Source organism: Spirosoma areae (assembly GCF_054781775.1).
On the sequence record NZ_BAAGTT010000016.1, the window covers coordinates 18254 to 32971 of the forward strand.

Genomic DNA, 14718 nt, shown 5'->3' on the forward strand with positions numbered 1-14718 from the left:
ACTGGACCGCTCAAAGATTGAGGATCGGACGTTCATTTGTCTTCCTTTCTTTTCCCTTTCCAACCTCATCTAGCGTTAGCCCATCCAGCGAACTGTGAGGCCGAAAACTGTTATATTCTTGGCGCCAATGTTCAATCTTTTCACGGGCATCGTCCAGTGATAGGAACCAATGGGCGTTCAAACACTCATCCGCTCCGGCGGCCCGGCCGGAAACTCCCGTTAAATGATCGCACCGGCGACCCGGTCAATAAACGGGTTGTCAGTCGGTTTACCTGGCCGGGAGAAGTCCAGTGTCACCCCGTTATCGTAAGCCCAAAGATCGAGTGCCTTCGAAATAAATTCACTGCCGTTATCTACTTGAATGCGTTCCGGCACCGCCAAATCTACCACTTTTAGATGATTCATTACTGCTACCACATCTTCCCCTTTTAACGATTGGCCAACGTGGATGGCAACGCACTGACGGCTAAAATTATCGACCGCTCGGGCGGCCCCGTACAGTTAAGGCCCGGATTTTACGTCCGTCAAACAACTGATCGGCCACGAAGTCCATGCCGCTACGGCGGACCGTTCCAGCACTGGTAGATAGTAGAGAGTTCAGGCCGATCCAGTCGATGAGCCGCCGTTCGGTTGCGTCGTGGCCGCTTACTGCGCAAATTCAGTCCTTCCAGGCGATACAGACGGTGTACTCGCTTGTGGTTATCCCGCCAGCCCTCCCGTCGAAGTAAGGTAAAAATGCGTTGACAGCCGTAACGGACTCTGGTTTTGGCAATCTCCCGAATCCGTCTTCGTAGCACTGAATCATCCCGGCGTCGAGCTTTGTAATGCCAGGTGGAGCGACCTGACAATACTACCGCACAAGCCCTGCGATTTGCCACTTGATAATCACTCATCAGGCTCTGGGCCAGCCCTCGGCGTTGAGCTGGCCCGCTCGGGCGGCCCCGTTAGAGCTTTTTTTTAATCACATCCTGAAGCATCTGTTTATCCAGGCTTAGATCGGCGACCAATTGCTTTAATTGCTGGTTCTCTTCTTCCAACTGGCGGAGCCGCCGAAGCTCGGGAACCCCCAGACCACCATACTTCTTACGGTCCGCCGTCGCGGTTCCAGTTGTAGAAAGTAGCTTCGCTGATGCCCATCTTGCGGCAAACCTCAGCAACGACCGTTCCGGTGTCGGCTTGACGAAGGGCAAAAACGATCTGCGCTTCGGTGAATTTTACGGTCCGCCGTTGCGGTCTTTTTCATAAGCGATTATTGGTTGTTGAATTACCGAAAAATCGCCCAGATTCTCTACTTTAGACTGGTCCAGTTTAGCGGGGGGAGGTCACCTCTACAGGTACCCGTCTTAGGAAGCCACTACGGGTAGGGGTCTAGGGGCCATGCTCTCGCCAAACCTTCCCGGCCAGACCACTGCAGACAACTGGCTTTTGGCAGGAGCTAAATCCCATTTAGACCAACGCTAATTCCCACAGTCATCAGAACAGAAGCAACAGTTTTTACGCCATCTCCGATTGAGTTAGAACCAAGGCTGATAATCAGGGCGATGGGGTATAATCTAGTAGGTATGGCTATCCTTCTGCCTCTCGTCGATGACTTAGTGAGGATATTATGATTTTTAATTATATTCACCTGACCGTCAGCGACATCCTCTGGCCCTCGAACACCATGCGAAATCTGAGAGACCATGCCACCTACAGCACCAATCCCTTTATAGGTGAGAAAAAAGCCTATGCCCGCTCAGTGTTCCAGCCCGACGACTACACGCTCACCCTGCTGATTTCGCTCTCGCCCCCAGCCCTGCGGGTACTGCTGGTTATTGCCGCCCGTGTGGATGCCAGCACGGGTATTAGTTATTGCCCGACGCGTGAGTTGCGAACCCTGTTTAGCCATCATTCGGCCAATATCTCCCGGGCCAAGACCGAACTGCTGCGGGCCAGGCTGGTCGCCTATGGCAAGGCCAATCACACCTTCTACGTTAATCCGGCGGCTTTCAGGCCCATCCACATCACGCTTGAGTAATTGGTTGATTGAGTATCATCAATGCTAATGAATCCAGCAGGCGGGCTATGCTGGGTAGCTTGTAGTAGACATCACCGCTCTGCTGGTCGTGCAGGACGAGCATCAGTACGCCCTCGAAATTTTCCAGATAGGGCTGATAGGTAGGGGTGACTTGATGATGTTTATACGAGGGTGTTGGTTTAGGTGAGTTGATTGGTCGTTGTCCAGTGTTCGAGCAGGTTTTGCAATTTGTGGGCGTAGCCATCGGGCACCCGCAGGTCGAAAGCCAGGGTATGAATGGCCTCCACCTCGTGCGCCCACTGTTGGTTTTGGTCATCCCACGATTGCGTGTAAATGAGTACCTCATAGAACTGGCTGTTGCTCCACCGGGGCAGTTGTTGCAAATCGGCCAATCGTCGCTTTTGGACTGATGCTATGCCTGCAATCTGGTCAGGGTTGGTGAGGGTTATCATGGTTGTGTTTTGGGTTGTAAAGAGGCCAAACCCAGTTGGTTAAAAGGTGGCTGGTTTCGTTGCCACTTAAAAAAATCACGACTATAAACCCCTATTTCTTTGATGAGTGGGACAGCATCCGGCGCATTAGCCTCATTCCAATCCGCCTGAAGAGGTAGTTCGTCAACTTGGCCGTTTTCAACTTCGCGATCCAATTGGGCTTCAGTCGGGCGAAGGATAGAGCCGGGATTGGCGCTGTGGTCGGCAATGGTGCTGACAATGACAGGACCACAATCAGACTCGGCTATGCTGCTTTCACGTTTAAAAGTACACCGTCCTGTTTTTGGGACATGGGACATTGGGACAGCGGACGCCAGTGGCTCAGCATAAATAGGCTGTTGTTTGCCATCGCGAATCCCATCGCGAATCGTTCGTTCTGCGGCCCGCATATCGGCAACGTTGGGCTTTCGCCGAATGGCATCTTCCAGTGCCGCAATGGCATCAACTTCACCCACTACGCCCCCCGAAATGTAGCCACCGACGGTAAAGGCTGCCCGGTTTAGCTGCGCGTGTTTCTGGCCGTCCTGGGCTTCCTCGATGAGCCGCACACATCGTTGAAGTGCGATGCGGGCAAAGTCATCCGATGGGAAGCGGTAGGCCGGGTTTGTATTTCTGACAGGAATTGATGGCGGTGAGTAGACACCCCGAAAAGGCGTAGCGCAGTGATTGAAATAGCTGTCAGCGTCAAATGAATAGCCGCGCAGCCTCGATACGTCGGGGGTGTCGTCAATACGAACGCCATACTTTTTCTGAAAAATCTCCCGCAAGGCCCGGAACTGAAGGCCGTGTTGGGCTGGATACGCAATCGGAATGAGAACAAAATACCCGGTGCCGGATACTGACCGACCACAGTAGGCTACGTTAGGCAATCGGCATAACTGCCGCTTAAGGTCAGCATAGTTTGTTATACCTTCATTGCCCTTAGGGTCAATATCCAGACAGACCAAACCACTATGCTGAATCAGCGCAGCCTCTTCCCGACGGGTAAATAAGCCGCTGGGTGTGATGGCTGGCAGGTTGGATTTCATTCTATCACGTTCTTTCTTGTTGGCGCTCTCTTGGATGATCTCTACCTGCTTCTGGTATTGGGATGAGGTAAGCCAGGTGAGTAGGTTGACGGTTTTGGGGTTATCTGGCGTTTTGTAGTTGGCAAAGCAACTGACCTCAACCGACAAAATAGATTCTGCTAAAGTTGCTGTCCCAACGGTGAGACAATGGGACAATAACTGCGATTGATTGTTGTGGAGTGTCCCATGTCCCACTGTCCCACTGTCCCACTTAGAGTTTTTGGTCAATGCGTCCATCGGTACACGGTTGATTTTTTGCTCTCATCGCCAAACACTTTTGTCGATATATCTCGACAACTCATGCCTTGAGAAAATAACTCTTGGCACTGTTGCTTTTGCTTTTTTTCGTCGGCTGGTTCCGCATCGGCAGTAGACGCTGCTTTAGGTAGTTTATTGTAGACCCGCACCGCATGAATTTTTAGCGTCTCAACGATACTAAGGGCATTGGCGTAGTCGTTGTCGCTACACACAAAAGCCCCGATTTTCTCACCCGTATCGAAGGCCCGAATGACCGTTAAAACCATGGCGACCCGAAAGCAAATAAGCCCAAGGCGGTTTACGGTGCCATCGAGATCTTTGGCAACGTACTCGCGTAATTCGTCCTTCCATGCTTGAAACTGGTCTACAAATGCCGCCTGCTGCTGGTCAGTTAGGTCGAAGTATATCGGTTCTGGCAATGGCTCTAAGTGATTATACATTTTCTCGAACCAGTCTCCCATCTTGCCAAAATAGTCTGCGTAGTTGCGTTTTCGCTTGTCGAAAACATTACGAAATTCTGCGCTGCCCTTCATTTCGTAAAAAAGAAACCGGCTAAAGAGGCCATTTTCCGGTGTCGGCATTAATGTTTTTAGCTGATCGAACGTCGATGACAAGACCAATGATAAAAACGGGCGGGTAATCTCAACGTATTCCCCCCCGTTGCCACGCCGAAAGAAAGTGCAACGTTCATGGTGAAAAGCGTTTCGCAGCAGATCGGTGAAACCGGCGTAATCTTGCTTAAGGGCATCTGCCAGTGTGTCACCCTCTGTTTCAATAATTACGCCCCGTTCGTTGTTTTCAGCCAGATTTTTATATAGCCCTGATTTGGAGTTATTGGCGGGTATAAACAGCATAATCTGAGGTGGCGCAGGCTTTGGCGGTGGCGGTGGTTGGGCCGACTTATCTTTTTGGCTGGCTTTCTTGGCTAAATCGTACCGTTCTTGATCTTGCTGGTATTCAGCTAAATTTTGGTCGTATTCCTTTCGCTTCCCTCTATGAATAGCATCTCCAAGCAGACGAGCATATTCCAGTCCCCCCTTGCCACATCCATATGGCGCGTGGATATAGGTAAATAAATTAGGTCCAACATATTTGCCATCGTAGTGGCCAAGCACATTGGGCATCAACCCGCTAACTACACCGAGCGCTCCCACCAGGAACACTTCGCGTTCTGTGTCAGTTGTTAATAGTTCGCAAGCGTCACGTAGACGGTTTGGTAAAGCCTCATAGACATTTTTATCAAAACTCGACTTGTCCCATTGTCCCATTGTCCCGCTGTCCCAATCCCCGGTAGATTCGCTTTTCGTTTCATCGTCGGCAGCTTGCTGCCTTGACATTCGTTTCCAGACGTCATTGAGGTCTTCGCCTGGCTCAACGTGAACGGCGTGCTCTTCGTTGGGTGATTTTTGTTCTGATTTGTCCTCGCCGGGTTCTATGTTTTCATTGGGCGAATGAAACCGTTGGACCTCAACTTCAGGAGTAAGCTTACGATGCCTATCGCGAGGAAAAGCATCAGGCTGGGATGCGTCGGCGATCATCGCTTTAGAGTGAAACGCGTCTTCCTGGGAGCTAAACTCAAAAAATTTGTTAGGAAATTTCACAATGCGTCGGTAAAATTTGCCGTTTGTTCCAGCAAAAAAATCAGGTAGCGCCCCTTGCGTGAGAGGCTGGTTTTCAATATCTTGCATCGGATTTAAGAGTTTTTAGAACGAGTAGTCGTGCTGTGGTGGGCGGGCTACTCGTTCATGGTTCAGAGGGTTTTCAAAAAGGTGCGTAAATCGTCGATGGTGGTGATCACAAACAAGGCAGAGTGGGGTTCCAATGGCACGGCGGAGCCTTCCCCGGAGAGGGGTCTCAGTACAACCCTGAGTTGTTTTCCGCCAATTTCAGCGCGAATCACCGAACCGTAATCAAGTCTTAATAATAGCCAAATCGATCCCCCGACAGCTTTGATTTCTCGTGCTATTTTAGTGAGAAGAGGGGGGCTTGTGGATTCGCTGGCATCCCAGTCTATGTGTTTTTTGTAGGCTGGAGTGACTGTCATCGCGCGTGTCCCTCCCCAGCTTTTTGCTTTTTGAACCTTCTGGATTCTCTGAACGCAGCCATTACATCAGCACGTCGGTAGCGAACCCGACCATTAATTTTTAGCGGAACCAAAACGGCTGGGCGTTCGTCAGTGTCCTTACTCCACTCATTCAGAGTGGTAAAGCTGACTCCTATATGCTCAGAAGTCTGTTTACGGGTAAGGAGTTCGGGAAGATTACTCCCGTCAGGTGCGGGGGGGGTGTACTCTGCCAATGCTCGTTTCATTCCCTGATACGAGCGGGTCTCGACCAACTCTCCGAATTGATCGGGCGTGAGTTGGGAAATCTGAATTGTGTGTTGAAACATAGCCGTATGTGATTATACAGCCAAAGTTGACTAAACTTGATCGAGGGGGGACCCAAGGGGGATCCCCCAATTAATCAAGATTGATATTTTTGTTCAATTTCCGCTCGAATTTCCTGTATAAGTGGAGCGATTTGATTCACATTAAGATATTGGGCAACTTTTTCAATTTCATCGAGATCAATAAACTTCTGCTTTAGCTGACCTTTTGTTATGCTTTTTCTCTTTTCAACATCAAGTAACTGGTCTACTTTAAATTTGGCGCCTTTTCCGCCCTTAATCTCGTTTACATAATCTAATCCTGTAATCAGGGCTATAGCTTTAAGTTCTGGGGCTTTATCTGTATTTATGGGTTTACTGGGAAATAAGTTTACTTTTTGCAATAATCGAATAAGCAGGAGTTTTTGAACGGCTGATAGCCCTTTTTCTGGGGGGATCTCCTGCTCATTTTCTACCTGCTCCTTTTGTTTAATAGGCTCCAAATACTCATCGTCTGACATGCTACCCTTCGCTTGTTTATATTCATAGTCCCGTCTCCATGCTTCGCGCTCTACAGTATACGTATTAGGGAAGTATTCCTCGACAGCGTGAATAGCACGTCCAATTCTGAAACTAAAGGAAAGGTTGTAGAGTACATCACTCCATAGTTTTAATAATTTATGTGATTCATTTTTAAATGACTCTCTAAAAGGAGAAAGAATCTTTGGTGTATAAGTACATGAATCGATGAAATTGCAACAATCGACGGCATATGCATTTAGTCGAGTACCTTTTGGAACGTTGAGCACGTTCTGCCGCATTTCTTCAACAAACTTGTCAGCTAATGAATTAATACCTTCTATTCTTCTGGTCAGCTCATTCACATCATCCACGATTTCATTTGGTGTGGGGATTGAATGCTTAGAGTTAAAAAATTCCATGATTTCATCGTACTCTTTCAGGTGTGGACTCGTTGCGTAACCATTAGCAATCCTTTCTTCTTTGGAAATACGTTGCTCAATCGTACTCATTTTAATGGTGAGTTTATCAGCAAGAGCATCAGTCGATAAAGTTCTTAATTCATCAATAATCGTTCGTTGAAGTTGCATATTATTAGCTTGGTTTGGTCAGTTAATAATTCTCAATTTATATCGGTGGTTAGTCGGTTGTTGTTTGGTTAAAATTTAGGTTATGTCAGGCCGTCGATTGATACAGAGAGCAAGGGACTGTTACGCCCGGCACTTCAGTGAATATTATACAGCCGACTCCCTGCAGCCACTCAGATATAGTTAGCTCGTTAGGCAGACATGGCAAAGTTATATTCCCCTACGTCATTGTAATGCAGCATCACACGGCCCAAATCGACCGCCCGTACCTCATCGGCGTTCAGGCTTTCAACGCCTACCGTGTCACCTTTGGCGTTAATAAACTCCACTTCATACAGATCGCCACTTCCGTAGATGTGACCGCCCGGCCCTACGTCGCCACGGCGCAATCCGAGGGCCGGGCGGTCAGTCAGTAAGGCTACTAAATCAAGTTCCTGAATCATCGTTTTAGTTATTTGGATATGCGGTTATCAATCGGGCCGGGCCGCCGGTGCGGTTCGTTGTCGGGCGGTTCAATTGCCCAAACAGTTAGTAGTGGGTATGTTTTGCTGTTAGGTGCATCAATTGAGCCAACAACGACATATTTACGGCCTACTCGGTTTGGTAAATCGTTAACGACCAAACCGAAAAAGGCCAGCCATAGCAGGTCGTCCCGTAGTAGTTCGCCTTTGTCGGGGGTATAACCAATAAGTTCGTAAAATCGGGTCTTGCTCTTTCCGTCCGGGTGGTTCGGGTTGAGCAGGTACTTATACAATTTAGGGTCTTCAATTCGTACCTTTTCACAGTTTGGCAGTAGGTTCTCCATTGAATAGGTTAGGCTACTTTTTGCAAGGGTAAAACCGGAACGGTTGAGGCTATCCCCGAAAAGTGTGGATGTTCCAACATCAATAGCGCGTTTTGTTCCGACGAAATTTTGATGTAGCGCAAAAAAACAGCTTCCGAACGGTGACCCGTAATCTTCATGATAGAGATCGTTGGCACCTTAGCCAGAAAAGCATTTGTAGCGAATGACCGCCTGGCCGTGTGGGTCGTGACCATTTCGCACTTATCGAGGTAGCGCGTCTCCTTCCTGCCGCCTTTGGTTCGGCTCACCTCTACTGAGTCGGTCAACCCAGCCAGACGGCATAACTCTTTTAGATAATCGTTCATTTTCTGAATCGTAATCGTGCGCGGGGGAATGCCTTCGTATTTGTTGAGGATAAAGAGGACTCTTGGGTTGAGGGGTATAGAAACCCGTTCAGACGTTTTCAGCGTCTTACGCGTCAAAATGCGGCCATTATGGGTAATGTTTTCGGGTCGTAGCTCCGAGAAGTCCGAAAAGCGCAGGCCCGTATAACAACCGATCAGAAATAAGTCGCGTACCCGGTCGAGTCGAGCGTTAGCGGATAAATCCAGATTGTAGAGGCCGGTCAGATCCTCTTCGCTCAGATAGATATTATCCACCTCCTCTACTAACTTCTTAAAATCCTTATGTTGAAAAATCAGGTTGGTGTGCATACCATCGTAGTAGGCTTGTTTTAGCATTACTTTCAAATCTTTCAGCAGTGTACCTACGTAATTGAGCGTTAGCCCCCGGCCCGTTAGCCAGAGTTTAAAGGCGTGATAATAATCCAGGGAATAGGCATCATAATCGACCGGGTTGCCCGTTTCGGCCCGGTAGCGTTCCAGAACACGTTTGAGTTTCATATATCCCGCCAGCGTGTAGGCGGCATAGTGAACGCTGCGGGCATTCAGTCGTTTCTTTGCCTGCGATTCGAGAACAAACCTGTCGATGTAGGCTGTAAAGGTTTCAGGCACTACGGCGAATACCTCAATGGGTTTGCTCGTTTTTGAGCGGCCTAACTCCGAATCAAGATGCCGTTTAATCGTTTCGTTATTGAGAGGAATTTGGGCGAGTTGCAACGAAGTCAATACCTTTTTGGTAGCTGATCGCCAGCGGTCGAGGTGGGCATTAATCGTTTCAAAGGGTTCGCGAGCGGCCCGGCTCTTTTGGTTAGTGCGGGCGCGCTGGGCTGTTGCATCCCACTGGTACGGCTCAATGGTTAGCCCGGTTGAATAAACGAATCGTTGATTGGCGTACCGATAAAATAAGGATATGAGTGTTTGCCGGTCGGCGCGGGGGTCTTTGAGCAGGAACTTGACGTCCTTATCAGCTATGGTTTTCACTCTAACTTGGTTTGGTCACTACCAAATTACGAATAAATAAAATACGGTTGACGGATTGGTTGACGGATTTACTTTATTAAGCCGTATTATTAGTAGTAAGGTTAGAAAAAGAATAAGGGTTAATCAGTTGATATAGAGCTATTCTGCTCTTTTCCTGATTAACCCTTATTCAAAAAAAGAGCCTCCTATAGGACTTGAACCTACGACCCCTTCATTACGAATGAAGTGCTCTACCAACTGAGCTAAGGAGGCTTTTTACTGAATGCGAGGGCAAATATAATCGTTTTGGATTTTAGAACGCAAGTATCCAGTCGCTTTTTGGTAAATTTGCGGTCATGATTTCCATTACAAACCTCTCGTACTACCTCGGTAGCCGGGCTTTATACGAAAATGCCTCGCTGCATATCAAGCCTAATCAGAAAATCGGCCTCATCGGCCTGAATGGAACGGGCAAATCCACACTCCTTCGCATTATTAACGGTGACTATCAGGCCGACAGCGGCATTATTTCCAAGGCGGGTGATGTAACAATCGGCTTCCTGAATCAGGATTTGCTGAGCTACCAAACCGATGACTCCATTCTCTCGGTGGCCATGCAGGCGTTTGCCCGGCAGAACCAACTCCAAATCATGATTGACGAGTTGCTGCACGAAATGGAAACCAGCTACCGCGATGAACTGGTCGATAAACTCGGTAAAGTGCAGGAAGAGTTCGATGCGCTCGATGGCTATACCATTCAGTCGAAAGCAGAAGAAATACTGGAGGGACTGGGCTTCTCGACCGACGACCTGCACAAGCCGTTAAAGCTGTTTTCGGGCGGCTGGCGAATGCGGGTTATGCTTGCTAAGCTGCTCTTGCAAAAGCCCTCGCTGCTGATGCTCGATGAGCCGACCAACCACTTAGATCTGCCTTCCATTCAGTGGGTAGAAAAATACGTTCAGAATTATGAAGGGGCCGTTATTGTGGTTTCCCACGACCGCGAATTCATTGATAACGTGGTCGACACCATCGTGGAGGTGTCGGGTGCGAAGCTGAATTATTACGCTGGCGACTACTCCTACTACATGGAGGAGAAAACGCTGCGTAATGAAATTCAGAAGGGCGCTTTTGAAAACCAGCAGGCTAAAATCCGGCAAACGGAGCGGTTTATCGAACGATTCAAGGCGAAAGCGTCAAAGGCCAAACAGGCCCAGAGCCGGGTGAAGCAACTCGAGCGAATGGAACTTGTCGACGACGTAATCGACGATAATGCGCGGGTCAATTTTAAGTTTAACTTCTCCCAGCAACCCGGTCGGCACATTCTGCACTTAGATAACATCTCAAAAGCTTACGGGGAAAAACGCATCCTGACCCACTCTACGGCCCGGCTCGAGCGGGGCGATAAAGTAGCCCTGATTGGGGCCAACGGACGCGGGAAATCTACGCTGCTGCGGATCATATCAGGGTCGGAACCCATCGACGGTGAGCGGCTGCTGGGCTATAATGTCTCCTTTAGTTTCTACGCCCAGCACCAGCTTGAGTCACTTCGGGTAGACGATTCGATGCTGGACGAACTGAAACAGGCAAACCCCACCAAATCGGATGGTGAACTGCGTGGGGTACTGGGCTGCTTTTTGTTCTCAGGCGACGACGTGTTCAAGAAAATCAAAGTGTTGTCGGGGGGCGAAAAGTCGCGGGTGGCGCTGGCAAAAGTGCTGCTCTCCCAGGCGAATTTCCTGCTGCTCGACGAGCCGACCAACCACTTAGACATGCAGTCGGTAAATATCCTGATTCAGGCGCTGCAACAGTACGAAGGCACCTACGTGGTTGTTTCCCACGACCGGTATTTCGTGTCGCAGATTGCCAACAAAATCTGGTACATCGAAGACGAACAGATTAAAGAATACCCCGGCACCTACGACGAATATGAGTGGTGGATGGAAGAGCGCAAAGAGCAAGGTAAATTGGGTGTTAAGCCCCCTGAAAGTCCAAAAACGCAACCCGTAGCCAGTCCGGTACCCGCTACGAACGGGGCTGCGCTTAACGGAAACGGCCAAAAATCGGCGAATGGCCGGGTATCGGACGAGGAGCGAAAAGAGTGGCAGAAGACCCTCAGAAATCTGACGCGCCAGGCCGAAGAGTCGGAAACTAAAATTGGTCAGTTGGAAGAACGCAAAAAACGACTCGAAACCGAACTCGCCGACCCGGCTACTTATGGCGACGACAAACTGATGCAGGCGAAGAACGATGAATACCGTCGCATAACGGCTCAGATTGATGAGCTGCAGGATGAGTGGGAAACGGCCATGCTCGAAGCCGAGGAGTGGGAGAAAAAACTGGCCTGATTAGCCGCCGTAGCGGATGTACAGAAAGATAACGCCAAACGAAAAAAAGACCCATACCAGCAGCGATAGCAGCGTGGCTGCGCTCGCTTTGACCAGCCGCCACCGCCGGGTAGGGCCCAGAAACTGGTAGTAGGCGAACGTTAGATACAAAAACTGGACGAGTAATTGCAGGCCGGAAAAGCTGTTGTTATTGGAAAAAAACGACCTTAGTGGGGCCAGTAGCGCCAGTGAGATGAGCGCATTGAAGCCGAAAAAAAATACCTGCGTTACGAAATGCTCCGCGTAATTGATGCCGGAGCGCAGGAAAAATAGCCAATAAATCAGCGCAAAGAGCGGAATGGCAAAAAATAGAAGCAGGTTATTCCGTTTTTCGACGAAGGCCTGTACATTCTTTCGCCGTTCTATAAACCCCGACCGGGCACGCTGCGCTTCTGCCGATTCAACCGTTTGCGTGGTGGCTGCCGGTGGGCTGGAGAGATCACGTGTGTAGGGGTGAAAAACAGAATTGACGAACAGCGTAATTCCGATCATCAGGAGTAAGAATGTGAACGGATTGAAATACTTTTTCCGCTTCCTCTCCAGGACATACTCGCGGGCCACAAGGCCGGGCCGGATCGCCAGTTCCTTCAGCAAATGCAGTACGCCCTTATCGGCATGAGTAAAGGCGTGAAAGACTTCGTGAAAGACGTGGGGCAGGTTAAACCGATGAATATGTGCGCTCTGGCCACAGGTTGGGCAGTAGGTAAAACGTTTGTCTAAGGTTGTCAAACAGTTCGGGCACTTCTCCATAAACGGCAGGTTTGTCTGTAAAGGCAAAGGCGCCTGCAATCTGGCGGAAATTAACGAGTTAGTCAACTGTATCCTGAACGGCCACGTCCGGGCGTGATAAAACTAAGACGCACGCCCGGACGTGGCCGTTCAGGATACAGTTAAGACCATAAAATTTGTTGATATAATACAAGTAAAATATAGTTGACTTTTACTTGTATTCTTATGGGCACTTATAAAAAAGGCAGAGGGGCACAGTATAATACAGCCAATTCGTTTTCGGCGTATCAGTATGAACCCGATGGTGCAGAGGCATCGTATGACGATGATTTTCCGAAAGCAACGCTGAAAACGCAGTTTTTTGAAGAAACAGCGAAGCAAATCATCAGTCGCCCCAACAGTCCCGACATTGGTTTTGCGGCCTCCATCAATCCCTACCAGGGCTGCGAGCATGGCTGTATTTACTGCTACGCCCGCCCATCGCACGAGTACTGGGGATTTTCGGCAGGGCTTGATTTTGAAAGCAAAATCATGGTGAAAAAAAACGCGCCTGTGCTGCTCGAAAAACAATTTCAGTCGCGGTCCTACAAGCCGGTCGTCATTCATTTTTCGGGAAATACCGACTGCTACCAACCCGCTGAACGAACCTATCAGCTAACCCGTCAAATGCTGGCCCTTTGCCTGCGCTACCGGAATCCTGTTTCCATTATCACCAAGAACGCCCTGGTTCTGCGCGACTTAGACATTCTTGAGCCGTTGGCGAAGCTCAATTTAGTGAGTGTGGCCATCACCATCACAACCCTCGATGAATCGCTGCGCCTGCTGATGGAGCCGCGCACTGTTACGGCACCCCAGCGATTCAGAACGATGGGCACGCTGCACCGGGCGGGTGTTCCTGTTGGCATTATGACCGCGCCGATTATACCGAGCCTGAACGACCACGAAATTCCGAAACTGATTGAACAGGCCGCTAAACACGGGGCCTGTTGGTCGGCGCATACCGTCGTTCGGCTGAATGGTGCTCTTGGTCCGCTTTTCACGGACTGGCTTCAGCAAACATTTCCCGACCGCGCCGACCGGATTCTGAATCAGATTGCCGACTGTCATGGTGGGCAACTGAACGATTCGCGGTTCGCGACGCGGATGTCGGGTGAGGGCGCGTATGCACAGCACATCGCTCAACTTCACCGGATAGCGAGCCAGAAATACCTCAACGGGCGCGAACCGGCTCAACTGACAACGGCTTTATTCCGGCCCGCCGGGCAAATCGGGTTGTTTGAGTGAGAGAATTTAGTAGGGGTTGTCTTCATCGGTAAGCCTGGCGAAGGACTACATTTTGTTACTAATTTTTACGGATTGGCTTCCAGTGATTTAACTTTAGCAAGAAATAAATTGATAATTCCTCAATAGACGCTAAGGGTAAACTGGTTTGTTCGTGTCATGCTGGTATCTGACTACCTAACCAATGGCTGAAGCTGAAGGTCAACCACTACCTAATCCAGGAAATCTGCTGCGCCCGCTTCATGCGGCCGACCCTGCTGTGTCGGTTGTCGATAACGAGCACATTGTTCGGGCCGCCTTTGCCAACTCACCCCAGCAGGGATTTGAAGCCCTCTTCAGACTCTATTATCGGCCATTGTGCAGCCATGCCGTGCGCTTTGTGTACACGCGTGAAGTCGCCGAAGATATTGTCGGCGAGGTTTTCTATCAGTTGTGGAAAACAGCCAGTTATGCCACTGTGAAGCATACGTACCGCACTTATCTCTACGCGGCTGTTCGACACCGGGCGTATAATTACCTGCGCGATGAATTCACCGACAGCCGCACATCTGTTTCGCTGGATAGTGTGGATGAAACCGTTCTGGCCGAAACGCCACAGACGCTAATCGAATACGATGAAACGTTCCAGCGGCTGGAAAAAATAATTCACGAATTGCCCCCGCAATGTCAGCGTGTTTTTCTGATGAGTCGGTTCGAGAATCGAAAAAATCAGGAGATCGCCGACGAATTGGGGCTGGCTCTTAAAACCGTTGAGGCCCATATGGCCCGCGCCTTACACCAACTGCGCCGGGTGTTTTTAGGAGCGGCACTCCTTCTTTTTCTACCAGTTCACTAAGGGTAAACGCATTAGCTTGTGTCCAACCAGGCAAACCC

13 protein-coding genes, 1 tRNA gene and 1 pseudogene are annotated in these 14718 nt (G+C 49.5%); 4 read left to right on the forward strand and 11 right to left on the reverse strand.

The window, feature by feature from the left end:
• Positions 1 to 10: 10 nt before the first annotated feature.
• Positions 11 to 1197 (reverse strand): annotated as a pseudogene (locus ACYVI1_RS06115) (IS3 family transposase).
• Positions 1198 to 1606: 409 nt separating this feature from the next.
• Between ACYVI1_RS06115 and ACYVI1_RS06120 the strand changes: the two are divergent.
• The gene (locus tag ACYVI1_RS06120) at positions 1607 to 2017 is read left to right on the forward strand and encodes a hypothetical protein (RefSeq protein WP_460907837.1); all 411 of its coding nucleotides are present in this window, start codon (positions 1607 to 1609) and stop codon (positions 2015 to 2017) included.
• 179 nt (positions 2018 to 2196) lie between these two features.
• Here the strand turns inward: ACYVI1_RS06120 and ACYVI1_RS06125 are convergent, their stop codons facing one another.
• The 9 genes from ACYVI1_RS06125 to ACYVI1_RS06165 all read right to left on the reverse strand — a co-directional run bounded on the left by ACYVI1_RS06125 (position 2197) and on the right by ACYVI1_RS06165 (position 9724).
• Positions 2197 to 2469 carry a hypothetical protein gene (locus ACYVI1_RS06125; RefSeq protein ID WP_460907839.1) on the reverse strand — a complete coding sequence of 91 codons (273 nt, stop codon included), beginning with the start codon at positions 2467 to 2469 and terminating at the stop codon, positions 2197 to 2199.
• Complete coding sequence (locus ACYVI1_RS06130; protein ID WP_460907841.1) at positions 2466 to 3812, reverse strand: BT4734/BF3469 family protein; 1347 nt, start codon at positions 3810 to 3812, stop codon at positions 2466 to 2468. Before ACYVI1_RS06130 ends, ACYVI1_RS06125 begins: the two co-directional genes overlap by 4 nt.
• A complete protein-coding gene (locus ACYVI1_RS06135) occupies positions 3800 to 5521 on the reverse strand; it encodes a DUF3987 domain-containing protein (RefSeq protein WP_460907843.1) in 1722 nt (573 codons plus the stop codon). The genes ACYVI1_RS06130 and ACYVI1_RS06135 overlap by 13 nt, the downstream gene beginning before the upstream one ends.
• A gap of 352 nt (positions 5522 to 5873) precedes the next feature.
• Positions 5874 to 6224: a DNA-binding protein gene (locus tag ACYVI1_RS06140; RefSeq protein ID WP_460907845.1), complete on the reverse strand. Its 351-nt coding sequence runs from the start codon at positions 6222 to 6224 to the stop codon at positions 5874 to 5876.
• Between the two features lie 74 nt (positions 6225 to 6298).
• On the reverse strand, positions 6299 to 7309 hold the full coding sequence (locus ACYVI1_RS06145) for a hypothetical protein (protein WP_460907847.1): 1011 nt from the start codon (positions 7307 to 7309) through the stop codon (positions 6299 to 6301).
• Positions 7310 to 7497: 188 nt separating this feature from the next.
• A complete protein-coding gene (locus ACYVI1_RS06150) occupies positions 7498 to 7749 on the reverse strand; it encodes a DUF4926 domain-containing protein (protein WP_460907849.1) in 252 nt (83 codons plus the stop codon).
• Between the two features lie 8 nt (positions 7750 to 7757).
• Positions 7758 to 8111 (reverse strand): DUF6883 domain-containing protein, encoded by a 354-nt coding sequence (locus ACYVI1_RS06155; protein WP_460907851.1) that lies wholly within the window; start codon positions 8109 to 8111, stop codon positions 7758 to 7760.
• A gap of 8 nt (positions 8112 to 8119) precedes the next feature.
• On the reverse strand, positions 8120 to 9472 hold the full coding sequence (locus ACYVI1_RS06160) for a site-specific integrase (protein ID WP_460907853.1): 1353 nt from the start codon (positions 9470 to 9472) through the stop codon (positions 8120 to 8122).
• Between the two features lie 179 nt (positions 9473 to 9651).
• Positions 9652 to 9724, reverse strand: a tRNA-Thr gene (locus tag ACYVI1_RS06165).
• Between the two features lie 83 nt (positions 9725 to 9807).
• Here ACYVI1_RS06165 and ACYVI1_RS06170 point away from each other — a divergent pair.
• Positions 9808 to 11796, forward strand: coding sequence for an ABC-F family ATP-binding cassette domain-containing protein (locus tag ACYVI1_RS06170; protein WP_460907855.1), 1989 nt, complete (start codon positions 9808 to 9810; stop codon positions 11794 to 11796).
• Here the strand turns inward: ACYVI1_RS06170 and ACYVI1_RS06175 are convergent, their stop codons facing one another.
• Positions 11797 to 12585 (reverse strand): DUF3667 domain-containing protein, encoded by a 789-nt coding sequence (locus ACYVI1_RS06175; RefSeq protein ID WP_460907857.1) that lies wholly within the window; start codon positions 12583 to 12585, stop codon positions 11797 to 11799.
• Between the two features lie 204 nt (positions 12586 to 12789).
• On the opposite strand from ACYVI1_RS06175, the gene ACYVI1_RS06180 reads away from it, so the two are divergent.
• A complete protein-coding gene (locus ACYVI1_RS06180; RefSeq protein WP_460907859.1) occupies positions 12790 to 13848 on the forward strand; it encodes a PA0069 family radical SAM protein in 1059 nt (352 codons plus the stop codon).
• Between the two features lie 181 nt (positions 13849 to 14029).
• Positions 14030 to 14680 carry an RNA polymerase sigma-70 factor gene (locus ACYVI1_RS06185; RefSeq protein ID WP_460907861.1) on the forward strand — a complete coding sequence of 217 codons (651 nt, stop codon included), beginning with the start codon at positions 14030 to 14032 and terminating at the stop codon, positions 14678 to 14680.
• Positions 14681 to 14718 lie beyond the last annotated feature (38 nt).